Source organism: Streptomyces spirodelae (assembly GCF_017676385.1).
In the GTDB taxonomy this organism is placed as follows: domain Bacteria; phylum Actinomycetota; class Actinomycetes; order Streptomycetales; family Streptomycetaceae; genus Streptomyces; species Streptomyces spirodelae.
Window position 1 is genome coordinate 206676 of sequence record NZ_JAFFZN010000003.1, and the last position, 22284, is coordinate 228959.

At 73.2% G+C, this 22284-nt stretch carries 20 protein-coding genes and 1 tRNA gene; 9 read left to right on the forward strand and 12 right to left on the reverse strand.

Features of this window, described 5'->3' with window-relative positions:
- Positions 1-14: 14 nt before the first annotated feature.
- On the forward strand, positions 15-536 hold the full coding sequence (locus JW592_RS05115; protein WP_209263655.1) for a DUF3830 family protein: 522 nt from the start codon (positions 15-17) through the stop codon (positions 534-536).
- Between the two features lie 112 nt (positions 537-648).
- Here the strand turns inward: JW592_RS05115 and JW592_RS05120 are convergent, their stop codons facing one another.
- Positions 649-2061 carry an amidase gene (locus JW592_RS05120; protein WP_209263656.1) on the reverse strand — a complete coding sequence of 471 codons (1413 nt, stop codon included), beginning with the start codon at positions 2059-2061 and terminating at the stop codon, positions 649-651.
- 457 nt (positions 2062-2518) lie between these two features.
- Positions 2519-3502, reverse strand: a complete 984-nt coding sequence (locus JW592_RS05125) for a D-2-hydroxyacid dehydrogenase (RefSeq protein ID WP_209263657.1) — start codon at positions 3500-3502, stop codon at positions 2519-2521.
- A gap of 237 nt (positions 3503-3739) precedes the next feature.
- Here JW592_RS05125 and JW592_RS05130 point away from each other — a divergent pair, with 237 nt between their 5' ends.
- The 3 genes from JW592_RS05130 to JW592_RS05140 all read left to right on the forward strand — a co-directional run bounded on the left by JW592_RS05130 (position 3740) and on the right by JW592_RS05140 (position 6941).
- Positions 3740-4696 carry a maleate cis-trans isomerase family protein gene (locus JW592_RS05130; protein WP_209263658.1) on the forward strand — a complete coding sequence of 319 codons (957 nt, stop codon included), beginning with the start codon at positions 3740-3742 and terminating at the stop codon, positions 4694-4696.
- A 198-nt stretch (positions 4697-4894) separates the two neighbouring features.
- Positions 4895-5632 (forward strand): maleate cis-trans isomerase family protein, encoded by a 738-nt coding sequence (locus tag JW592_RS05135; RefSeq protein ID WP_209263659.1) that lies wholly within the window; start codon positions 4895-4897, stop codon positions 5630-5632.
- Between the two features lie 244 nt (positions 5633-5876).
- Positions 5877-6941: an LLM class flavin-dependent oxidoreductase gene (locus tag JW592_RS05140; RefSeq protein ID WP_209263810.1), complete on the forward strand. Its 1065-nt coding sequence runs from the start codon at positions 5877-5879 to the stop codon at positions 6939-6941.
- Between the two features lie 36 nt (positions 6942-6977).
- On the opposite strand, the gene JW592_RS05145 is transcribed toward JW592_RS05140, so the two are convergent.
- A complete protein-coding gene (locus JW592_RS05145) occupies positions 6978-8795 on the reverse strand; it encodes a putative bifunctional diguanylate cyclase/phosphodiesterase (protein ID WP_209263660.1) in 1818 nt (605 codons plus the stop codon).
- A 460-nt stretch (positions 8796-9255) separates the two neighbouring features.
- Between JW592_RS05145 and JW592_RS05150 the strand changes: the two genes are divergently transcribed.
- On the forward strand, positions 9256-10524 hold the full coding sequence (locus tag JW592_RS05150; protein ID WP_209263811.1) for a M6 family metalloprotease domain-containing protein: 1269 nt from the start codon (positions 9256-9258) through the stop codon (positions 10522-10524).
- 4 nt (positions 10525-10528) lie between these two features.
- On the opposite strand, the gene JW592_RS05155 is transcribed toward JW592_RS05150, so the two are convergent.
- On the reverse strand, positions 10529-11158 hold the full coding sequence (locus JW592_RS05155; RefSeq protein ID WP_209263661.1) for a MerR family transcriptional regulator: 630 nt from the start codon (positions 11156-11158) through the stop codon (positions 10529-10531).
- Between the two features lie 213 nt (positions 11159-11371).
- On the opposite strand from JW592_RS05155, the gene JW592_RS05160 reads away from it, so the two are divergent.
- Entirely contained in the window at positions 11372-12031 is a 660-nt protein-coding gene (locus JW592_RS05160; RefSeq protein ID WP_209263662.1) for a class I SAM-dependent methyltransferase, read from the forward strand.
- A gap of 55 nt (positions 12032-12086) precedes the next feature.
- Here JW592_RS05160 and JW592_RS05165 read toward each other — a convergent pair.
- From JW592_RS05165 to JW592_RS05185, 5 genes are all read right to left on the reverse strand, one after another.
- A tRNA-Lys gene (locus JW592_RS05165) sits at positions 12087-12160 on the reverse strand.
- Between the two features lie 82 nt (positions 12161-12242).
- Entirely contained in the window at positions 12243-12650 is a 408-nt protein-coding gene (locus JW592_RS05170; RefSeq protein ID WP_209263663.1) for a DUF8844 domain-containing protein, read from the reverse strand.
- 117 nt (positions 12651-12767) lie between these two features.
- A complete protein-coding gene (locus tag JW592_RS33135) occupies positions 12768-14159 on the reverse strand; it encodes an AAA family ATPase (protein WP_307805294.1) in 1392 nt (463 codons plus the stop codon).
- The gene (locus tag JW592_RS05180) at positions 14156-15691 is read right to left on the reverse strand and encodes a hypothetical protein (RefSeq protein ID WP_209263664.1); all 1536 of its coding nucleotides are present in this window, start codon (positions 15689-15691) and stop codon (positions 14156-14158) included. Before JW592_RS05180 ends, JW592_RS33135 begins: the two co-directional genes overlap by 4 nt.
- Positions 15691-17055 (reverse strand): hypothetical protein, encoded by a 1365-nt coding sequence (locus JW592_RS05185; protein ID WP_229375201.1) that lies wholly within the window; start codon positions 17053-17055, stop codon positions 15691-15693. The genes JW592_RS05180 and JW592_RS05185 overlap by 1 nt, the downstream gene beginning before the upstream one ends.
- Positions 17056-17233: 178 nt before the next feature.
- On the opposite strand from JW592_RS05185, the gene JW592_RS05190 reads away from it, so the two are divergent.
- The gene (locus tag JW592_RS05190; protein ID WP_209263665.1) at positions 17234-17827 is read left to right on the forward strand and encodes a histidine phosphatase family protein; all 594 of its coding nucleotides are present in this window, start codon (positions 17234-17236) and stop codon (positions 17825-17827) included.
- A 114-nt stretch (positions 17828-17941) separates the two neighbouring features.
- On the opposite strand, the gene JW592_RS05195 is transcribed toward JW592_RS05190, so the two are convergent.
- Positions 17942-19408 (reverse strand): NsdA family TPR-like regulatory protein, encoded by a 1467-nt coding sequence (locus JW592_RS05195; RefSeq protein WP_209263666.1) that lies wholly within the window; start codon positions 19406-19408, stop codon positions 17942-17944.
- Between the two features lie 140 nt (positions 19409-19548).
- Here JW592_RS05195 and JW592_RS05200 point away from each other — a divergent pair, with 140 nt between their 5' ends.
- The gene (locus JW592_RS05200; RefSeq protein WP_229375202.1) at positions 19549-20001 is read left to right on the forward strand and encodes a hypothetical protein; all 453 of its coding nucleotides are present in this window, start codon (positions 19549-19551) and stop codon (positions 19999-20001) included.
- A gap of 82 nt (positions 20002-20083) precedes the next feature.
- On the opposite strand, the gene JW592_RS05205 is transcribed toward JW592_RS05200, so the two are convergent.
- Positions 20084-20506, reverse strand: a complete 423-nt coding sequence (locus JW592_RS05205) for a hypothetical protein (protein ID WP_229375203.1) — start codon at positions 20504-20506, stop codon at positions 20084-20086.
- Between the two features lie 249 nt (positions 20507-20755).
- On the opposite strand from JW592_RS05205, the gene JW592_RS05210 reads away from it, so the two are divergent.
- Positions 20756-21697 carry a spermidine synthase gene (locus JW592_RS05210; protein WP_209263667.1) on the forward strand — a complete coding sequence of 314 codons (942 nt, stop codon included), beginning with the start codon at positions 20756-20758 and terminating at the stop codon, positions 21695-21697.
- 6 nt (positions 21698-21703) lie between these two features.
- Here the strand turns inward: JW592_RS05210 and JW592_RS05215 are convergent, their stop codons facing one another.
- Complete coding sequence (locus JW592_RS05215) at positions 21704-22249, reverse strand: hypothetical protein (RefSeq protein ID WP_209263668.1); 546 nt, start codon at positions 22247-22249, stop codon at positions 21704-21706.
- Positions 22250-22284: the final 35 nt, after the last annotated feature.

Here is a 22284-nt window from a genome sequence, read left to right on the forward strand (position 1 = left end):
GGTGCGGAGGCACGATGGCTGAGCGCTTCATTGAAGTGTCGTTGGACAAGCGGGGAGTGAGCTGCACGGCAAAGCTGCTCGACGACCGCGCACCGATCACTTGCGCGGCGGTGTGGGACGCACTGCCGCTGGGCGGCGATGTCTACCACGCGAAGTACGCGCGTAACGAGATCTATGCCCTCATTCCCCCCTTCGCCCCCCAGGAGCCGCCGCTGGAGAATCCGACCATTACCCCCATCCCAGGTGACCTCTGCTATTTCACCTTCACCAGCACCCAGCTGGCGACTCCGGGATACGGGTACGAGGCCGCGGCGGAACAGCAAGGGGCGCAGGCGGCACATGTCGAGCACTCCACCGTCGTCGACCTGGCGCTCTTCTACGAGCGCAACAACCTGCTGATCAACGGCGACGCCGGATGGGTCCCCGGCATCGTCTGGGGCCAGATCGTCGAGGGACTCGACGACATGGCCGAGGCGTGCCAGGACCTGTGGCGCTCCGGCGCCGTCGGCGAGACGCTCAACTTCCGACGCGCCTGAATGCGTTGACCGGCCGGCCGAGCTGATCGGCCGACCGGCGCAGCCCGTTGGGGGGCAGCCCCCCAACGGGCCCGGAATCCACCGACGGGCCCGGAAGCCCGAGGCCGGTGGCTCAGCCCAGCGCCGAGGGCACCCGCGCCGTGACCCCCGCCTCGTACAGCGCGTGCGAAGCGCTCAGCACCAAGGCGTCCGCGTGCCGGGGCCCCACCAGCTGGACCCCGATCGGCAGACCCGCCTCGTCCACGCCGCACGGTACGGAGGCGGCCGGCTGCTGCGTCATGTTGAACGGGTAGGAGAACGGCGTCCAGCCGGTCCACCGCTGCAGCCCGGAGCCCTCCGGCACCTCGACCCCCGCCTCGAAGGCGGTGATCGGCATCGTCGGCGTCACCAGCAGGTCGTACCGCTCGTGGAAGGCGCCCATCAGCCGGCCCAGGTCCATCCGCTCGTCCACGGCGGCCAGGTAGTCGAGCGCGCTGCGGGACGCGCCGTCCGCGCAGATCTCCTGCAGACCCGGGTCCAGAGACTTGCGCTGATCTTGGCTGAAAGCTTGTGTGACCCGCGCCGCACCGCTGAACCACAGTGTGTGGAAGGACTCCACGGGATCGGCGAAGCCGGGATCGGCCTCCTCCACGACAGCGCCCAGCTCCTCCAGCTTCGCCACCGCCGTCCGTACCGCCGCCGCGACCTGCGGCTCGACCCGCACCCGGCCGCCGAAGTCGGGCGAGAAGGCCACCCGCAGCCCGCGCACCCCCTCGGCTCCGGCGGCCAGCGCGCCGCGGAAGCTGTGCGGCACAGGGCCCAGGTGCGACCAGTCGCGCGGGTCCGGCGCGCTGATCACGTCCATCAGCAGCGCCGCGTCCTCCGCGTCCCGCGTCATCGGGCCGACGTGGGCCAGGGTGCCGAAAGCGCTGGCCGGGTAGATGGGCACCCGCCCGTAGGTGGGCTTCAGCGCGAAGATCCCGCAGAACGAGGCGGGGATGCGGACCGACCCGCCGCCGTCGGTGCCCAGCGACAGCGGCCCGGCCCCGGTGGCGACGGCTGCCGCGCTGCCCCCGCTGGAGCCGCCGGCTGTGCGGTCCGGCGCGTACGGGTTGCCGGTGACGCCGTGCCGGGGGCTGTCGGTGACGCCCTTCCAGCCGAACTCGGGCGTCGTCGTCTTGCCCAGGAAGACGGCGCCGCTCTCCCGCAGCCTGGCCACCGAGGGCGCGTCCTCCTCCCAGGGCCCGGCCTCGTCCACCGCCCAGGAACCCTTGAAGGTGGGTCCGCCGCGCTGGAGCAGGATGTCCTTCACGGTCACCGGCACCCCGTCCACCGGACCCGCCGGCTCGCCGCGCCGCCAGCGCCCCGCGGACTCCTCGGCCTGCCGCAGCGCGTCCTCGTCGTCGATACGGACGAAGGCGTTGACCCGCTCCTGGGTCTGCGCCGCGCGCTCCAGCGCCGCCCGGGTGACCTCCACGGGGGTGAAGTCCCCCGTTTCGTACCCCGCCACGAGTTGGGTCGCGGTCAGGGCGTTGAGATCGGACATGACGAAACCTCCCGAGAGACCAGGGCACCCGCGAGGCGGACTGCCACAGGACGACGAGCCCCGGGCCCGCACCGCACCCAAGGCGTGAAGAACGACCCGGTGCCACGCGACCCGGCCGGAGCCGGTGCCAGGTGGCCCGGAGGAGAGCCCGGTGCGAACCGGGGAAGAACCGAACGGATGAGGACCGCGGGCGGGGGGCCGGTGACCCGTGACCCCGCATGGGTGAGACCGGCGCACCCCCGTACGAGGAGCGCGCCCCGGACCCAGGTCCGGGCACCGGGAACCGGACCCGGCCCCCGGTGCCCGGAGCGCGCCCCGGTGCCGGAGGCACGTCCTCGTTGCCCGGTGCCGGGCGCGTTCCCGCGCCCGCCGCCGGGACGTGGCCCGGTGGGCTGCCGGTGGGGCCGGACGGGACACCGGGGTGCCCCCGTCCGGCCCGCCGGCGCCCTGGGCCGGGTCAGTTCGGCGGTGCCGCCGGGGACGTCGGCACGTAGCCGAGGTGCTTGTCGACGACGTTGAGCAGTGGCTCGCCCGCCTCCCAGCGGTCGAAGTTGTCGAGGAACTGCTCCGCGAGGTCGTCGCGCCAGCCGACCGTGTCGCCGCTCATGTGCGGCGAGATGAGCAGCCCGGGAACGTCCCACAGCTTGCTGTCGGCAGGCAGCGGCTCCTCGGCGAAGACATCCAGCGCCGCGCCCTTGATCCGGTGCTCGAGCAGCGCGTCCACCAGGTCCTCCTCGACCACGTGCGCCCCTCTGCCGACGTTCACGAAGTGCGCTTCGGGCTTCATCCGAGCAAACATCCCGGCGTTGAACATGCCCGTCGACTCCTGGGTCAGCGGGGCCACGCACACGACCCAGTCGGCCTCGCCGAGCAGCCCGGGCAGCGCGGCGGTGGCGTGGACCTGCCCGAATTCCGGGTCGGTGTCGCGGGCCGTCCGGCCGACGAGGTCGACTTTGACACCGAGTGCCAGCAGCGCGCGCCCGATTTCCCGGCCGATCGGCCCGGACCCGACGACCGTGGCGCGACTTCCGCCGACCCGGAATGTCTCCCGGTGCCGCCAGCGCCGCTGTCGTTGCAATTCCCATGTGCCACGGAAGTCCTTGGCCATGGCCAGTACGAGCCCGAGGACGTATTCGGCAATGGGCCGGTCGAAGACCCCTCGTGCATTCGTGATGACGGTGTCCCGGCCGTCGGCGAGCTCCGGGAGCAGCCGGTCGACTCCGGCGCTGGGCGTATGCACCCAGCGCGGCCTCGGGCCGTCTCCCGGCCATGCCTCGCGCACCGCGTCGGAGAGGAAGTCCCAGACCAACAGGACGTCGGCCTCGGGTAGTTGGTCGGCGAGAGTCTTCTCGTCGGCATGGACGACGCGCGCGCGTCCCGCGAGTCGGTCGAGCCGGGGAAGCGGCTCGGCGTCGAGGACAAGAACGCAGGTTTCGGACATAGGCAGGAAACCGTTTCGAAACGCAGGGACGGTTGGCTGAACGAGTGAGCCGGGGGAGGGACGGGAACCAGCCTCATTGGCGGGATTGACCACGGTAGGGAGCAGAAACTACCTTCGTCAACAAAGACATCTGTCCCGGCGTCCCGGCTTCTGACCGGCTTTGCTTTTCCTCTGACTTCCCTTGACTCAGGGGCCTTCTGGCCATGAGCCTTCCCCTCCGTTCTTTTGGGGCCCGAAATGGACGTCTCCTTCCTCGGCGGACCGTTGCCGCAGCGCGGCGTGGGAATCGTCGCTCCCTTCGACTTCGCACTGGACCGTGAGCTCTGGCGCTGGGTGCCGGACGACGTGTCCTTGCATCTGACTCGAACTCCCTTCGTTCCCGTGGAGGTCAGCCTGGACCTCGCCCGCCTGGTCAGCGAGCACGAGACGCTGCGCGAGGCGGTACGGGCACTGACGGCGGTGGCTCCCGAGGTGGTGGCCTACGCCTGCACGTCGGGCAGTTTCGTGGGCGGTACGGCCGGCGAGCGGGCCATGGCGGCGGCCATGGCCGAGGCCGGTGATGTACCGGCGCTCACCACCTCGGGTGCGCTCCTGGACGCGCTGCGTGAGATCGACGCGCGGCGCATCGCCATCGTCACCCCGTACACCAAGTCGGTCACCGACTCCCTCGAGGAGTACCTGGACGAGGCCGGCATCGGCATCACCGGGCGCTGCTACATGGGACTCACCCGGGAGATCTGGCGGGTCGCCTACCGGGACGTGGTCGACATGGCGCGGGAGGCGGTGGTGGACGCGCCGGACGCGCTGTTCATCTCCTGTACCAACCTGCCGACCTACGACGTGATCCCGCAGCTGGAGGCCGAGTTGCGGATGCCGGTGCTCTCGGCCAACCAGGTCACCATGTGGGCGGCGCTGCGGTCGGTCGGCAAACAGGCGGTCGGCCCCTACCAGGCGCTCCTCGACCCGGTCGCCCGACGCGGCCCGGCCGCCATGACGTCCACCACCGGCAGCCAGCCGGTGGCTCATGAGACGGACGGCCTGGTCGAGCCGGAGGAGCAGCAGAAGCACGAGCCGGAGGCCGCGCTGGCGGGCGCCGGCACCGAGTCGGCCGAGCCGCTGGAAGGCACCTCGGAGCTCGGCTACGGGCAGCCCGGTCATCCGGAGGAGTGGGGCGGCCCCCAGCCCCCGGCCTGAGCCGCACCCCGCTCCCGTCCTTCCGGTCTTCCGTCCTTTCCGAACGACCCGACCGCACGACTCAACCGCCGTACCGCCACCGGCAGTTCGGCGGTCCAGGTACGCGCGTACGCCAGGTGCGCGCGTGCCCGGTCCTCCCTCACACACCCGGCACACACACCCCCACCACCCAGCTCTGAGCACGCACAGGAGGCGTAGATGGCACAGGCGGCATCGGCACCGGCGGTCGGATTCCTCTACCCCGGCTACTCGGCCGAGGACGACTACCCGAGGCTGGAGCGCATCCTCGCCGAGGCGGGCGCCGAGGTACGGCTGCCGCTCGTGCACACCGACATCGGCGAGGACGCCCACCGGGTGGACGCGCTGCTGGAGATGGGCTCGGCCGCGCGGCTCGCCGCCAAGGTGGAGGAGGTCAAGGGCCACGACATCCAGGCCGTGGTCTGGGCCTGCACCAGCGCCAGCTTCGTCTTCGGCTGGGAGGGCGCGCACGAGCAGGTGCGCGAGCTGGGGGAGACGGCCGGGCTGCCCGCCTCCAGCACATCCTTCGCCTTCGCCCACGCCGTACGCGACCTCGGCGTCGAACGCGTCAGCATCGCCGCGACCTACCCGGAGGACGTCGCCGAGCTGTTCACCGGCTTCCTCAAGGCGGCGGGCGCCGAGGTGGTCGCCATGCGTGGCAGCGGCATCATCACCGCGGCCGAGGTGGGCACCTGGGGCGAGGAGGAGGTGCTGGCCCTGGCCCGCGGCGGTGACCACCCCGACGCGCAGGCGGTGCTGCTGCCGGACACCGCGCTGCACACCGCCGCGTACATCCCGGCCCTGGAGGCCGAGCTGGGCAAGCCCGTGCTGACCGCCAACCAGGTCACCGCCAAGGAGGGGCTGCGGCTGCTGGACCTGAAGGTCCACTGCCCAGCACTGGGAGCCCTCTTCTCTTGAGGCAGTTCCCCGCGCCCCGCAAGGGGCGCGGGGAACTGCTCCCCCAGCCTCCGGCCGGGAAGACAGCGGGCCCCTGACGCGTTGAACCGGCTCGTGGCCCTGCCCCGCACTCCGGGGGTCGGGGCCGCGTACCGGAACGCGGGAGAAGGGCGAAGCCATCGTGAGCCAGCCGGACGAGGACGCACAGGGCGCCGAGACACAGGCCGCGGGCGCGCGGCCCAGCGGGGAGCCGACGACCGGGACCATCCGGGGCACGGCGCGGGGCACGGCCCCCGTGCCGCTCTCCGTCCTCGATCTGGTGAACGTGGGCGAGGGATACACGGCAGGGGACGCGCTGGCGGCCTCGACCCGGATGGCCGCGCTGGCCGACAGCCGCGGCTTCACCCGCTACTGGGTGGCCGAGCACCACTCCATGCCGGGCGTCGCCAGCTCCTCGCCCGCGGTGATCCTCGCCCACCTCGCCGCGCACACCGGCCGTATCCGGCTGGGCTCCGGCGGGGTCATGCTGCCCAACCACGCGCCGCTGGTGATCGCCGAGCAGTTCGGCACGCTGGAGGCGCTGGCGCCGGGCCGGATCGACCTGGGTCTGGGCCGCGCTCCGGGCACCGACGGGGCGACGGCGGCCGCCCTGCGCCGCACCGAGAGACTGCGCGAGGGCGCCGAGGACTTTCCGCAGCAGCTCGCCGAGCTGGTCAGGTTCCTGGACGACGACTTCCCCGACGGCCACCGCTACGCCCGTATCCACGCCGTTCCCGGGCCTGTTCAGGCACGCGGTACAGCGGCGAAGGCGGCCGCGCACCGGCCGCCGGTGTGGCTGCTGGGCTCCTCCGGGTTCAGCGCCCAGCTCGCCGGGCAGCTGGGCCTCCCGTTCGCCTTCGCGCACCACTTCTCGGCCGCCAACACGCTGCCGGCCCTCGACCTCTACCGCGAGACGTTCCGGCCTTCAGCGGTGCTGGACGAGCCGTACGCGCTCATCGGCGCCGCAGCGCTGGCCGCCGAGGACGAGAAGGAGGCCCACCGCCAGGTGCTGACGGGGGCCCTGTCCATGGTGCGACTGCGCACCGGTCGGCCGGGGCTGATCCCCACCCCTGAGGAGGCCGAGGCGTACCCCTTCAGCCCCGTGGAGCGCGACTTCGTCGACAGCTGGCTCGGCAACGTCACCTACGGCACCCCCGACGCCGTACGCGAGGGCCTGGACGCGCTGGTCAAGCGCACCGGCGCCGACGAGCTGATGCTCACAGCCAACGCCCATACGCCCGAGGTCCGGGTGCGCTCCCTGGAGCTGATAGCCGACGCCTACGGCCTGTGAGGGCCGCTGCCGGGCCGTTGCGAACGGCCCGGCAGGTCAGGCGCTCCCCGCCGCCGGCGGGGACCACACCAGCAGCTCCGAGATGCGGTCGGCCTCCATGGGTTTGGCGTAGTGCCAGCCCTGGCCGGTGTCGCAGCCGATCCTGCGCAACCGTTCGGCCTGGGCCGGGCCCTCCACGCACTCGGCTGTGACGGTCAGGCCCAGCTTGTGGGCGAGCTGGACCAGGGCCGTCACGATCGTCTCGTCCGCGGGATTGTGGTGCCGGGCCGTACGGAAGCCGCGGACGAAGGTGCCGTCGAGCTTGAGCGCGCGTACCGGGAGGCGGCTGAGGTAGGCGAGGTTGGAGTAGCCGGTGCCGAAGTCGTCGATGGCGATCCGCACACCCATCTCCGACAGCGCCTGGAGCGCCTGGAGGGGCCGCCCGGCCGAGCCCATCACCGCCGACTCGGTCAGCTCCAGCTGGAGCAGCCCGGCGGGCAGACCGGTCTTCTCCAGGATGTCGGCCACGTCCCGCACCAGGTCGGAGTCCCACACCTGGCGTACCGCGACATTGACGCTCACATACAGCGGCGGCCCCGGATGCTGCCGCATCCAGCGCCGGGCCTGGCGGCAGGACTCCTCCAGCACCCAGCGGCCCAGCGGCACGATGGCGCCGTTCTCCTCGGCGAGGCCGATGAACCGGTCAGGTCCCAGCGTGCCGAACTGCGGGTGCCGCCAGCGCACCAGCGCCTCGACTCCGCGCAGCATGTCGTCGGCGAAGCCCACGATCGGCTGGTACTCCAGCACGAACTCGCCGCGCTCCACGGCCCGGCGCAGGGTGGAGGAGAGGGCCTGCCGGGTCATCCGGTGCGCGTTGCGCTCGGGGTCGAAGAGGGTCCAGCGTGCCTTGCCGTCGGCCTTGGCCCAGTAGAGCGTGGTGTCGGCCGCCTGCATCAGCTCGGTGGGTGTGGTGCCCGCCGTCTCGCGCTCGACGACGCCGATGCTGGCGGAGACCGCCAGCCGCTGTCCGGCCAGGTCGAACGGGCGCTGGAGCGCGGCGAGCACGGACTGGGCGAGCTGGGTGAGCTGCTCGGTCCCGGTGGAGGACTCGACCAGCAGCGCGAACTCGTCGCCGCCGAGCCGGGCGACCAGATGGCCGCCGCACTCCTCGCCGCCGGCCTCGGCGCACTGGGTCAGCCGCTGCGCCACCGCGTCCAGCAGGCTGTCGCCGATGCGGTGTCCGAGGGTGTCGTTGACGGCCTTGAAGCCGTCCAGGTCGATGTAGCACAGCCCGGTCCTGCCGGTCGCCGATTCGGCCAGCGCTCCGGCCAGCCGTTCGAAGAAGAGGGTCCGGTTGGGCAGCCTGGTGACCGGGTCGTGCATCTGGAGGTGGCGCAGCCGCTCCTGGAGGTCGCGGCGCTCGCTGATGTCCGCGATGGACAGCAGGGCCTCGCCGCCGCGCGAGGTGGGGGTCACGGTGATCTCGGCCCACAGGGTGTGGCCGTCCGCGTGTTTGAGCCTGCGGGTACAGGACATCCGGTCGGTGCGGCCCTGCAGCGCCTCGTGGTAGGCGCTGCGTACCCGCCCGTCCAGGCCGAGCCCTGCCAGTTCGGCGATGGGCCGGCCGGTCAGCCGGTGCGCCTCGGCGCCGAGCAGGGCGCCCAGGGCGCGGTTGGCCGTCAGTACCCGGCCGTTGGGGTCGACGATGGCCATCGGTAGCTGTGCCGCGTGGAAGGCGGCCCGGAAGTCGCTCTCGCTGTGCCCGTTGTGTGCGCGCCGTCGCCAGCGCTTGTGGTTACTTTCCGTGATGGTTTGGGGTTGGGTTACGAGGGCTTCGCCGGAGTCTTTGCCCGGTCCTTCGAGGGGTCCGTTCACCGATCGCTCCGCGGGGGGCTCGTCTCGTGCGGATCGGTCGGCCGGCTGCCGTGGGCCGCCCAGAGGAGGATCCGCGCTGGAAATGTGCCGATCATAGAGGTTGGCGCAAGAGCGGAGCCAGTGTCTCCGCTGGGGCTTCCGGTCGGCCGGGCGGCCGGTGGGCCGGCTCGCGCGCGAGGGTGACCGTTTCTGCTCCAGGGCTGAGAGCGCCATGACCGCTAACGACCGACTGTTACTGGGAGTAGTCATATTGCGGTTGACTCATCCGGTCTACTGAAACAGGGCAAAGCCGGACATACGGGGTGAGCCTGGGGAGGGTCCGCCCCTCCTCTTCCGGTGAGGTCTTCGCGTGGTGCGTGTGTCGGAACACGGGGGAGTTGAAAACCTTCCCCCGCGTCGCCCCGGGCGCGGCGCGAACTGCCTCGGGCCCGGTGTCCGGCACCGGGTGGGGGCCGTCGTGATGGCGCTGACCGCCTTCATGGGCTTCGGGCTCGTGGCCGGCCCCGTACATTCCGTTGCGGCGGACATGTCGTGCGCTCTGCCTCGCACCGACGCGCACCACTCGCTGGGTTTGGACACCTGGAACGCCTCCTATCCGCGCCCCGAGGGGACGCTCGATGCCGCCCTTCTCTTTCTCTCTTTCCCCGATGCGACCCCCATGGCCACCCCTCGCGAGCTTGTGAACGACCATTTCCCTGCCACATCCGACTTTTTCGAGCGGGCGAGTTACGGAAAGTTCCGGTTGCGGCCACGCCCTGTGGGCCGCTGGATCGAACTGCCCCGGCCCGCCACGGCGTACGGCATGGAGCGGGACTGGGACTCCGACCTGCGCGACTCCTACCTGAGGGACGCCGTGGCGGCCGCCGACCCGCAGGTGGACTTCAGCCGCTACGACGTCGTCTACCTCATCGCGGACCCGGACGCGCCCGGGGTGGACCCGGACGCCACAAAAGTCGTCAACCTCGACGAGCCGCTCACCGCGGACGGGACGGAACTCCGCCGTCTGGTCACCGTGTTCGAACAGAGTCCACCGGACCGCAACGTCCTCGCCCACGAGACCGGACACCTCTTCGACCTGCCCGACCTCTACCAGCGCCCCTCGGACGGCAAGGCCGACTGGGACACCAGGGTCGGCGACTGGGATCTGATGGGCAGCCAGTTCGGTCTGTCGCCCGAGCCCTTCGGCTGGCACAAGTGGAAGCTGGGCTGGCTGGCGCGGTCCAACGTGGCCTGCCTCCCGCTGACCGGGGACGCGGCGGGCCCCGAGGCCCGTGCGGCCGGGGGCGGGCCGCCACGCTCCGAGTACACCCTGCGGCCGCTGACGGCGCCCGCGCGCCGGGCGCCGCTCCACCGGGTGGTGCGGCGCCCCGCGGCGGCACCCGCCGCCGCGGAGCCCGACGGTGTCCGGCTCCTGGTCCTGCGCACCGGCGCGCAGCACGCGCTGGCCATGGAGGTCCGCGAGCGCACCGGCAACGACCGGGGTTCGTGCGCCCAGGGCCTGCTGATCTACCGCGTCCACAGCGACACCCCCTCCACCCACGGCCCGGTGGAGGTGATCGACGGGCACCCGGGAACCTCCCGCTGCCGGGAGACCTCCGTGCACAGCCGGCTCGCCGACGCGCCGCTCGGTGTCGGCGAGAGCTGGTCCGACCGTCGCGACGCGCTCCGCATCCAGGTCACCGGCCGCACGGCGGAGGGCGACTGGGAGGTACGGCTCACGAGGGAGTGAGGTCCTACTCGAAGAGCCGTCCTGAGCGGTGGACCTGGGCCAGCCGGCGCAGTGCGGCGAGCAGGGCGTCGCCCAGGATGTTGCCGAGAATCACCGCCTCGGCCATGGAGTCGGCGTCCGGCCGCTTGCGGACGATCTCCAGATCGGTGGCGGCCACGGCGTCCGCCGCGCGGGCGTAGGCGTCGAGCCGGTCGGCGAAGTCGTCCTGGCCCAGTCGCCGCAGGGCACCCAGCACCTCGGCCGCGGCAGTCAGCGCAGGGCTGTGTTCGGAGACCGTCCAGCCCTGCCGCTCGACCAGCGCCCGGATCTCGGCGACCGCTTCCTGGTGGCACGGCTCGTCGTGGTGGCCGGCGACCCCGGTGGCGGTGACGGTCTGCTGGGCCGCGCCGAGCACCTTGTGGGTGCCGGTCTCCGGGCTGTCCAGTGCGGCGATGACATCGCGTACGGCGGCGACCGAGAGGCCGCCCACCTCCAGCAGGGCACGGATGAGCCGGAGCCTGGTCACGTGCCGCTCGTCGTACTGCGCCTGGTTGCGGCTGGTGCGCTCGCCGGGCGCCAGCAGTGACTCCCGTACGTAGTACTTGATCGTCGGCGCGGGCACCCCGCTGAGTCGGCTCAGCTCCGCGATGCGCATCCGTTTCCCTTCTCCACTCTGCAGGACGGCACTTGCACCCTCCCTCAATCATGATAGATAGTCCAACTATCAGTAGTGACGCTATCCACTATCTACTTTCTCGGGAGGACGTATGTCCACGCCGCGGCCGCCCGCACCACTCACCCCCTCAGCCTCATACGCCCCGGCAGTCGGCAGTTTGCGTCTGGCCGCGCTGGGTACGGAGCCTCGCCGATGACACGCGACACCCTCGTCTTCGTCCGCGCATTCCTCACCGCCGCCCGCACCACGGGTGCCATAGCCCCCAGCGGCAACGCCCTCTCCCGTGCCCTGACCCACCACGTTCGCCCCGGTGGCCCCGACCAGCCCCGTACGGTCCTGGAGGTCGGGCCGGGGACCGGGGCCGTCACCCGGCACCTGGTCCGCCGCCTGGGGCCGCGCGACGCCCTCGATCTGGTCGAGTCCAGCCCCGGTTTCGTCACCCGGCTCGGCAGAGCCCTGCGCACCGACCCGGCGCTGGCCCCGGTCGCCGACCGCACCCGGCTGTGGCACGGAAAGATCGAGGAGCGGGAGCTGGGGGAGTACGACACGATCGTGTGCGGCCTCCCGTTCGCGAACTTCCCTCCGGAGGCGGTGACAGCCGTCTTCTCGCGGATGCTGGCCGCGCTGCGGCCCGGCGGCACCCTCTCCTTCTTCAGCTACGCGGGCGGACGGGCCCTCAAGGGCGCCGACCCGCGCAGAACCGCCGCGCGCCGCGCCGTGCGCGCCGCCATCGAGCCCTGGCTGCTGGAGGAGCGGCTGATCCTGTCCAACCTGCCGCCGGCCCGCGTCCACCACCTCGGCGCCCCCGCCACGGTGGGCGCCCTCGAGGCCACGGTGCCGCTCACCCCCTAGCGCGTCCGGACACACCGGAGGCCCCCCGCTTTCGCGAGGGGCCTCCGATTGTCTGTGCGCCGCCAGGGACTCGAACCCCGGACCCGCTGATTAAGAGTCAGCTGCTCTAACCAACTGAGCTAGCGGCGCCTGCTGACGTCCTAGACCTTAACACCACGATCCGGTGAAGCGAAAATCGATATTCCGGACGCCACCCCTGCGACCTGCACTCTCAGTGCTGAGGCGGTGGCTGGGTGCCCGGCACCCGGTCCTTGAGCAGATCCCGGCCGAACTCGATCATCTTGCGCGCGTACTCCTCGCTCCAGCCGCCGCGGTCGGCGATCGCGGCGTCCGGCAGCTTGTCGAAGCTCTTGGGGTCGGCGAGCTGCGCGGCGGCAGCCGCCTGATACTCCTGCGCCCGGTCGGCTGCCCCCCGGAAGGCGTGCACCAGCTCCGTCGCGCGGTCCAGCAACTCCTTGGGGTCGGTGAGGGACTCCAGCCCGAAGAAGTGCTCGTCGTCGGGGGCCGCCTCGGTCGGCTCGAACAGCAGCGGCGCGGGGCGGCGGTAGTGCGGGCCACCGGCACCGCTCTCCTGGGCTGAGGAGCGCGAAGGGTCCGGAGCCGAGTGCGGCTCAGCCATGTGTCCATACCTCCAAGGTCGTGGGCCGCCCCCCATTGTGCGCTCCGTACCCCCACGCCCGCACGGGCTGCGAGGCGCCGACGGACCGGCCGTCCGACGGCCCGGCAGTCCGGCGGCTCACTCCAGCCGCACCCGGTGCCGCGCCAGCCGGGCCAGCACCGCCTGGTGGGCCTCCCAGCCGTCCGGCGCGAGTGAGACCGCACCGAGCCGCACCGGCTCGGTCGCCGGATGGTCGTCCAGCAGTTCGGCGACCCCCTCCCGGCACACCACGAGACATGCGTGCCGGTGCCGGGACGCCAGCACACACAGCCGGCCGGTCTCCAGATGGAACTCGGTCGCGTCCGGCCGCCCGGACAGCGGGTGCAGCACCACCGTCACATCGAACTCCCGGCCCTGGAGCCGGTTCGCGGTGTCGACGGTGACCTGCGCCGCGGGGCCCTCCGGTCCGCCCACCTCGGCCAGCGCCTGCCGCACCGCCGCCGCCTGGTCGCGGTGCGCCGTGCCCACGGCGATCCGGTCGGCGGACAGCGGCGCCCCCCGGCCGTCGTCGCCGCTGTCCCGTTCGCTGTGCGTGCGGCCCTGCCGCTCCAGCATCCGGTGCACCAGCCGCGCGATTGCCGCCACGGCCTCCGGGTCCGTACGGGGCGTACGGGCCGCCGGCAGCTCCAGCAGTCCCCAGCCCGCCCCGGCGGCCTCGTCCAGCACCGCGTCGAGGGGCGAACCGTCGGCCGGGGCCGAGAAGGCCAGCCGCCGCTCGCCGGGGCCGGTGCCGCTGCGGAACGGCGTGTACGGATAGAACGCGTCCGAGACCAGCTCGGCCGCCGAGGCGGGCAGCCGCCAGGAGACCGGCAGCCGGTGCTGCGGCAGCCCCGGGTTGTGCGCCAGCAGCGTGCCGACCGCGCTGGCCGAGGGATCGTGCGGCTGGCCCGCCCACTGCTCCACGCCGACCTGGCTGAACGGGTCGAGCTGGCCGGGGTCGCCCACGAACAGCGCCCGCTCGAACAGCCCCGCCACGGCCAGCAGCGCGTCCGAGCGCATCTGGTACGCCTCGTCCACGATCGCGTGCCGCCACGGCTCGTCCGGGCTCACCCACGCCCACTTGGCCGCCGTGGAGACCACGATGTCCAGCCCGGCCAGCTCGGCGGGCTTGGCGGACGTCCGCACCGAGGGGTGCCGGTCCAGCACCGGGTCGTACGGATGGGGCTCGCTGCTGTGCAGCCGCCCGACCGGCAGCTCGGGGTCGGCCGTCGCCAGCCGGTCCACCAGGTCGTCCACCTGCGCGTTCGTCTGCGCGATGACCATCAGCTGATGCCCGGCGGCAGCCAGCTCGCGCGCCGCGCGTACCACGAGCGTCGACTTTCCGGCGCCGGGCGGCGAGTCCACCACAACGCCCCGGTGCGCGCCGCCCAGCGTGTCGGCCAGGATCGCCTCGGTGGCCGCGGCAGCCGCCGACGCGGGGGTCGGGCCGCTGCCCGGCGGCCGCTCCGGTGACTCCACACCCGCCGTCACAGCACGTCCTCCGCGGTCACCGGGTCGGGCAGCTCGGCGCTCGGCTCACCCGGCGGACCGCCGTGTGTCCAGGGCGTCTCCTCCGGCTCCGGCAGCCCGGGGCCACCGCGCGGCGCGTGTTCGAACAGCGTCCAGCACACCAGGTCGCCCTTCTGCGGCACCGTCCCCTCCGCCGGCTCCTTGGCCCGGCCCATCCCGCTGACCAGCCGCAGCACGTACTCCCCGGGGCCTGCCAGCTCCGCCAGCTCGGCCCGCTGCTGGGTGCCGGTGGGCAGCTGCCGGTGCAGCTTGTCACCGTCGGAGAGCAGCGGGGTGTCCTGGGTGTGCACCGTCACCAGCGGGCGGGGCGAGGGCCGCTTGCCCTCCGAGTACGCCATCTCCACCTCCAGCACCTCCGCCAGGAACGCCTCGCCCGCCAGCCGCCGTACGGCCATCACCAGCGGGTCGTCCAGCGCCTCCTGCGCGTCCAGCTCCGCCTGCCGCTGCTCGCGCATGGCCAGCTTGCGCGCGGCGGTCACCGCGTCGTCCCGGCGCGGCTGCGGCGGCTCGCCGGCCCGCAGCCGGTCCCGGTGGTGGGTGTAGGACTGGCGGTCGCGCCGCCATCTGTCGGGCGCGTGCGCCGCCTCGGGCAGGGCCCGCAGCAGCTCGACGCCCTGCCACATCGCCTCCCAGGTGGGGCGCAGCTGCGCGGCCACCAGTTCGTGCACCTCCCGCGCCGCGCCCGGCACCCCTTTGTCGTACCGCGCGATGGCCGGGGCCAGTAGATCGTTGTCGAACGCCGGGTCGGTCGCCGGGCCCGCCGGAGGCACCAGCAGTTGTCCGCGCGCGTCCCGGCCCAGCTCGGCCCGGAGCGCCGCCTGGGCCCCGTCGAGTCCGTCCGGCGGCGCGAGCCACGCCAGCAGCGCTCCCAGATGCTGGTCCTCCAGCCGACTCTGGCCCGTGGCCCAGTGCCGCGACAGCAGCCCCGTCATCGACAGCAGCAGCGAGGAGCCCGGCACCCGGGCGCGCTCGCCGTAGTGGGTCAGCCAGCGGCCCAGCAGCGGCACCCGGGGCGGCACCGGGTGCTCGGCGCCCGGGTCCTCCTCGGCGGTGCGCCGGAACCGCATCGAGCGCCCCAGCAGCCGTACGAAATCCACGCCGGGTCCGGTAGGCACCAGGACCTGCGGCGCGTCGGCGCACAGCTCCGCCTCGACGGTGACGCGCTTGCCGGTCTCCGGGTCGGTCTCCTTGCGCTCGACCAGTTCCACCTCGTCCTGGCAGGACTCCAGATGCGGCAGCATCGCCTCGGCCAGCCGTCCCAGGAACGCGAACCGCAGGTCGCGGTCCCTGGGCTGCGGCACGGTGAAGATCTCGGGGGCCGACCGGTCGGTGCCCAGCATCGCCCCCAGGGGCGCTCCGTTCTCACCGGCCGTCGTCAACGGGACCAGCACCAGCGGGCGTTCGGCCAGATGCCGGTGGCGCACGGTCGCCACCGGCCGCGCGCGCCCGCAGGCGGCGGCCTCCATCCGCGCCAGCGCGCTCAGCAGCGACATCAGCGCGCCTCCGTCCCCGCCGGGCGCGCCGACGGAGCGGCAGACGTGGCTGCCGCGGCCTGTGCTGCCGGGGTGGCGTGGTCTGCCGGGGTGGCCTGTTCCGGCGCCGCGACGTGCGCTGCCGCGACGTGCGCTGCCGCGACGTGCGCTGCCGCGGCGTGCGCTGCCGCGGCGTGCGCTGCCGCGGCGGCCTCTGCGTCCTGTCGGGCCTGTGCGTCGTGTGCGGCCTCCAGGGCCTCGGCGCGCAGTGCGGCGGCCCTGCGCAGTGCCGTGGCGGCCGGGTCGTGCGCGGCCGGGCTCTCCGGGTCGCCGGAGGCCGCCGCGAGCACATCCGAGACCGTCGTCAGCCCGCCCAGCTCGCCGCGCACCGAGCGGCCCAGCGCCACCACGTCGCCCGACTCCCGGGCCCGGTCGCGGCAGTGGAAGGCCAGCTCGCAGGTGGACAGGCACTCCGGCGCGTAGCTGGCGGGCACCGACTCGACGGCCGCCGTCAGCGCGGCGGGCTCCTGGTCCGGCGCGAAGTGGACGCCTTCGGGCAGCCCGGCGGCGATCTCCTCCAGCCGGGTCAGCCGTCTCAGCTGGCGCCGGGTCGCGGCGATCTGTTTGCGCAGCGGCAGCAGCCCAGCGGTGGGCAGGTTGGAGAAGTCCTTGGGGCACACCAGCAGCGCACTCTCGCGCACCGTACGCACATCCTCCAGCGCGAGCGCGTAGACAGCCGCCTGCCGCGCTGCGGCGCCGACCTTCACCGGGTCGGCGGAACCGTCCAGGATCGCGAAGGACTTGATCTCGATGATGGTCACGGTGCCGTCCGGATGGACGGCCAGCGCGTCCGGCTCCAGATACGCCGTCGAGCCGGCCACCTGGAGCGACAGCAGCGGATGGTCCAGCAGGGTCCATCCGCCCTCCGCCGCCTCTGCCAGCGCCTGCCGGGTGCGGAAGGCGCGCCCGGCCGGGCCGTCGGCGGTCAGCTGGGGGACGGCGACCTCGGCCGGGTCAGGCGGGGTCGTGCCGGTGTGCTCGCACAGCAGCGCGAGCAGCACCTCGCCGCCGTCCGCCTTCACCCGCGCCTCGAACGCGTTGCCCCGCACCAGCGCGAACTGCGACTGCCCGAACGGCGCCGGAGAGCCCAGGGCATCGGCCACCGCTCCCTTGTCGACACCCGCGCCGTCCAGCAGCGCACGGCGCCGGCAGCCGGGGTTGGCGGCCAGCGCGGCAAGCGCCCGCGCGTCGAGGGGGCGCTGCTGCACATCGGGCCCGCCGCGCAGCTCGGCGAGCCGCTGCGCCGTGGCCTGCCGGCCGTCCGGCCCGGCGGCCGGTGCGGTGCCCTGCGGCGGGGTCTGCTTCGGTAGCGAGGAGCTAGTCATCGGCTGTGGCCTCGGGGGAGGGTGCGGTACCCGCCGAAGTCTCGCATCCTCCGCTGACAACGCGCCTCCCGTTGCCGAAACGTGCCCCCGCCCGGTCGCGCCGGCGCGGCCTGCGCGAAGATGGATCGGTGGGTTCCGGACACACCGGAGCACCCTCGAGCACGTCCGAGAGGTCCCTATGGCAGCGCGCATCCTTCTCGTCCGGCACGGTCAGACCGAGTGGTCGGTGACCGGACAGCACACCGGCCGGACCGATGTACCGCTGCTGGAAGAGGGCCGGCGGATGGCGAAGCTGCTCGGCGAGCGGCTGCACCGCGCGCCGTGGAACGGGCTGCCAGGCGCCGAGGTGCGCACCAGTCCGCTCGTCCGCGCCGCCGAGACCTGCGAACTGGCGGGCTTCGAGGGCGCCCAGCAGTGGGACGCGCTGATGGAGTGGGACTACGGCGACTACGAGGGCCTCACCACCCAGGCGATCCGGGAGCGCGCCGGGGACGACTGGTTCATCTGGCGGGACGGGGTGACAGGCGGCGAGGGCCTGGCCGAGGTCGCCGCCCGCGCCGACGAGGTGGTGCGGTGGGCGCGGTCGGCCGACCGCGACGTCCTCGTTTTCGCCCACGGCCACATCCTGCGGGTGCTGGGCGCCCGCTGGCTGGGCTACGACCCCTCCTTCGCGGCCCGCCTCCGCCTGGACCCCGCCTCGCTGTCCGTTCTCGGCTGGGCGTACGGGGACCCGGCCGTCGAGCGCTGGAACGACACAGGCCACTTGGACTGACCGCTTGCTGTGAACTGCGCTTGGGCAGTCTGCGCCTGGGGGTACCGCCCGGACGGAGTCCGGGGGAGCAGGGTGGGCAGGCGCAGCCCCCTTGCGGGTACGCGATATCCGGCCTCAGGGCGTTGCCGCGTGCCGGGAGAGGAAGGCTGCGACCCCCGGGGCCCTGCGGAAACCCCGCAACCGCTTCGCCGCCGCGTCCAACATGGTGCTGATCCGCGTCGACTGGACCGGTCCCAGGAAGTCGAGCGCTCGCGACCCCGCGGAGGCCGCCTCCTCCGGCTTGCCCTGCGCTGCGAGGTCACCCGCGAGTTCCGCGGTGAACAGGGCGCGGTTCCGGGTGAAGTGCGGGTTCTGCAGCCGTACGGCCCGCTCCGCGTGCTCGGCGGCGCGGTCCCACAGGCCCAGCGCCGACCAGCACTGGGCCTCCAGCCCTTCCAACTCGGCCTCGCCGAAGAAGCTCATCCATTCCGGATCGCTGTCGCACGGCCCTTTGGCGAACAGTTGGTGCGCCCGCGCCAGCGCCTGCCGGCAGCCCGCGCGGTCACCGAGCCCCGCCCAGCCGCCCGCCTCGCGCAGCGCGAGCAGCGACAGCAGGTGCGGGGAGCCCAGGTGTTTGGCGGCGTGCCGGCCCGCCTGCGCGGCGCGTACGGCCTCGCGGGGGCGGCCCGCATCCCGGGCGAGGAAGGCGGTGTTGCAGAAGGCGTGCGCCTCCAGGGCCGGGTCCTGCGCCACCCGTGCGGTGGCCAGCGCTTCGGCGTAGTGGGAGCGTGCGTCGCTGTAGCGGCCCGAGTCGTGGGCCAGCCAGCCCACGGAGATGGCGAGTTCACCCGCGCCCGAGTGCAGTCTGTCCGTCACCGACTGGCGGTGGGCGCCGGTGTCCAGCAGGCCGTAGGCGGCGCGCAGGGAGCCGGTGGCCTGCCCGTAGAGCCCGGCCCCGCCGTGCCGGTCGTCGAGCAGCCGGATTCGGCGTACGGCGTTCTCGACGGCACTGGCCTCGGTGTCTCCCACGTGTGCGTGGGCGGGGGCGGCCGGGGGTGCCGGGTGGGCGGCCCAGGCGCTGGGCGCGGCGCCGCCCAGCGAGGCGGTGGCAAGGGCGGCCGGGCCGCCCGTCATGAAAGCGCGACGTAGCACGTCGCTCTCCTCGTCGTACTCGGGACAGTTGGGGAATGCGGTGAGACCGGGGCTGTCGGGATGGTCGGTGAACGGGGGCAGTTGGGGTAGTGCGGGGCCGTCACAGCGCGCGGTGGACTGCTGAGGCGCTTGTCCATCGCTGCGCGCCCCGCGAGCGCGCGCCGCACGACCGCGTACGGACTCCCGGGGTGCGAAGCCCATGTCCGTGAGCGAGTAGCCCGGAAACATGTGCAGAAACACCCGCTCGTAGGCGTAGTTGGGGCACCTGATCTCACCGGACTCGACGCGGCCGATGTAGCGCGCGTCGCACGAGACCTGTTCGCCGATCTCGCGAGCCGAACGGCGCACGTTCGCCGCGAACTCCCCCGGGGAGAGATGCCCCCTCAGTGCCCGGAAAGCCGTGTTGGGGCGGTGCTGCGGTGCTGGTGACGTTGAGGGTGACGACGCCATGGCTGAAACGTACCGGCTGTGACGGGTCCGACACCCAGTGTTTGGCTACAAACGGGATATCTCACCCTGCTTCTGCCATGAAACGCCATCCAATGCGCTGGTTCGCCACCGTAGCCGTTGACAAGGACAGCCGTTGAACGATGCACAGCGACCGCGAGGAGGGGTCTGAGTTGTTGGACACTGGCGTAGGCAACAGCACTCCGGCCGGGCGCGTTCCCGGCCCCTGCGACCTGGTGACCGTGCCCGCCCGGCACGGGCTCGAGGCCGTGGACATCCTCCGGCTCCGCGACGGCGTCGGCCCGGTGCTGCACGACCGCGCGGGTGACACCCTCGGCTTCCTCGTCCCGCCCGGCACGGCCGACTGCTGGGATCTGCCCGGCAGCGCCTGCACGCAGACGTGCGAGACGGTCGCGGGCTCCAACGGGCAAGGGGCACGCAGCGCTTCGGGCGAGCCGCCGGTGGCGGGCACCGGGTGGCTGGTGCCGCCGGAGGGTGCCTACGCGCGCGCCACCGAGCCCGCCGAACTTCGCGCGGCCCTCGGTGAGGCGGCCCGCACCATCGCCGCGGCCGGCCGGGTGCAGCCGGCGCCGTAGCGGGGGCCGGTGCGGCACACCGAAGGGCTGCCCAGCGCCCTGTGCGGGAGAACGCTCGGCAGCCCCGGTCCCACGGGTCGGCTCAGCGGCCGAACGCGCCGCCGCGCAGCGCCCTGGTGCCCGACGGGCACACGAGGGTCACGCGCTTGCTGCCGGACAGCACGGGTGTGACGTAGCGGACGCGGTTGGAGCAGTCCACGAAGACCCGGAAAGCCGATCCCGAGCAGGAGACCGCGAAGACCCGTCCCCTCAGGTAGGGGCTCCAGCAGCGCAGCGAGGCGCGCGCCGGGGGTCGTGCCTGCCCGGCCTTGCCCGCAGGTGTTGCTTTTCCGGTCTTCGTACGGCCGTTCTTCAGATCCTTGCTCTTGTAGTCGGCGTTCGCCGCCACGTCGGTCACCGGGGTGCCGGGGGTGGCCGCTTGGGCGGCGGGAGCCACAGCGCCGCCGACGCCGAGCGCGAGCACCGCGCTCATACCCAGCGCGGCCAGGGAATTCCGAACCTTCATTCCTTCTCTCTTTCCTCTGTCGCACGGCCGACAGGGGCCGGTCGCCCACTTCGGGAGCGACAGAAAAGAGAATCAATGGCAGGAAATGCCGAAAGCAAGTATTCCGCATTTCACATATTTTATGCGCGGAACCCGGGGCAGAAGCCCCGGACCCTACCGGACGTGGGGCAATTGCCCCGAGGGGCGCGCGGCGCGGGAGGGAAAACCGTCCGTGTGGGTGACCTGCGTCGGGTGCCGGACAATGGGCATATGGCACGGGGCGACAGACGGCGTGACAAGCCGCGCGACAAGGGGCGCGACGGTGAGCGCGCCAGGGACCGCGGCGCCGAGCGCGACAGGGACCGCACCAGGAACCGTGCCGCAGGCCCGGTCACAGCCGGGGTCGGTGGCGGGACCGCCTCGCTGGTGCCGGACCCCGACCGGCCGTACTCCTGGTCGCTGCTGCTGGACGGAGCCCCGCAGTCGCACGTGGACCTCGCCGACCCCACCCGCCTCGGCTTCGAGTACCAGCGCCGCCTCGGCCACCTGGTGGACCTCCTCGCGCCGCCCGGCCACCCGGTGCGCGTCCTGCACCTGGGCGGCGGGGCGCTGACACTGGCGCGGTACGTCGCCGCCACCCGGCCGCGCTCCACCCAGCAGGTGGTCGAGGTGGACGAGGAGCTGACCCGGCTGGTGCGCGAGCACCTCCCGCTGGAGCGCGGCTGGCGCATCCGGGTGCGCGGCGGTGACGCACGCGCGGGCCTCGAGCGGCTGCCGCAGGGCTGGGCCGACCTCGTCATCGCCGACGTCTTCAGCGGTGCCCGCACTCCGGCTCACCTCACCAGCGTGGAGTTCCTGCACGAGGTGCGGCGGGTGCTGCGGCCCGCCGGGTGGTACGCGGCCAACATCGCCGACGGCGCGCCACTGCGCCATCTGCGCGCCCAGATCGCCACGGCGGGGGCCGTCTTCCCGCAGCGCTGCCTGCTCGCCGACCCCGCGGTGCTGCGTGGCCGCCGGTTCGGCAACGGCGTGCTGCTGGCCGCCGAGGGGGAGCTGCCCGTCGCCGAGCTGACCCGGCGCACGGCGGGCGACCCGCACCCGGGCCGGGTCGAGGCGGGGCGCGGCCTGGACGCCTTCACGGCCGGCGCCGCCCCCGTGACGGACGCCACGGCAACGGCTTCACCGGCCCCGCCCGAGGGCACGTTCGGCTAGCACCCCCTACCCGTCGTACGTCTCGATCCGCGGCGGGCCGTTGTCCCAACGGCAGAAGACCGACGAGGAGACGGCGCCGTTGGTGAACGTCACCCGGACCAGCCCCGGAGCCTCCCAGATCCGCATCTCCCATCCCGGATCGGGGGTCGCGGACACCAGGGCTCCCTCCCGGCCGCTCAGGTCGAAGACGGCCCGGCCGCCGCGTACGGTCGCGCCCCTGACGTTTCCGGTGTGGTGGCCGTCCGGGCTCGGCTCCTCGGCGCCGGGGTGCGAGCCCGGGGAGCCGGTGTGCCGCGGCGTCCGCGTGGCCGTCTTCGAGGGACTCGGGGTGGGAGAGGGGCTCGGCCTGGGCCGGTGGGTGGAGGAGGCCCGGGGCGTGACCCGGTCGGCGCTCCCGCCGGAGACGGGCAGGGCCCGGGGCGGCGCTTCGGCGGTCTCGTTCAGCACCGTGTGGACCCCGAACCAGGAGAGCGTGGTCGCGGCGCCGGTGGCCAGGAGCCACGCGCCGACGTGCAGCCAGCGAGGTCCGGGGAGGCTACTTGGGCGCTGCATCCCCGTCAGCCTAGAGGCCGTTGGAATGTCGTACG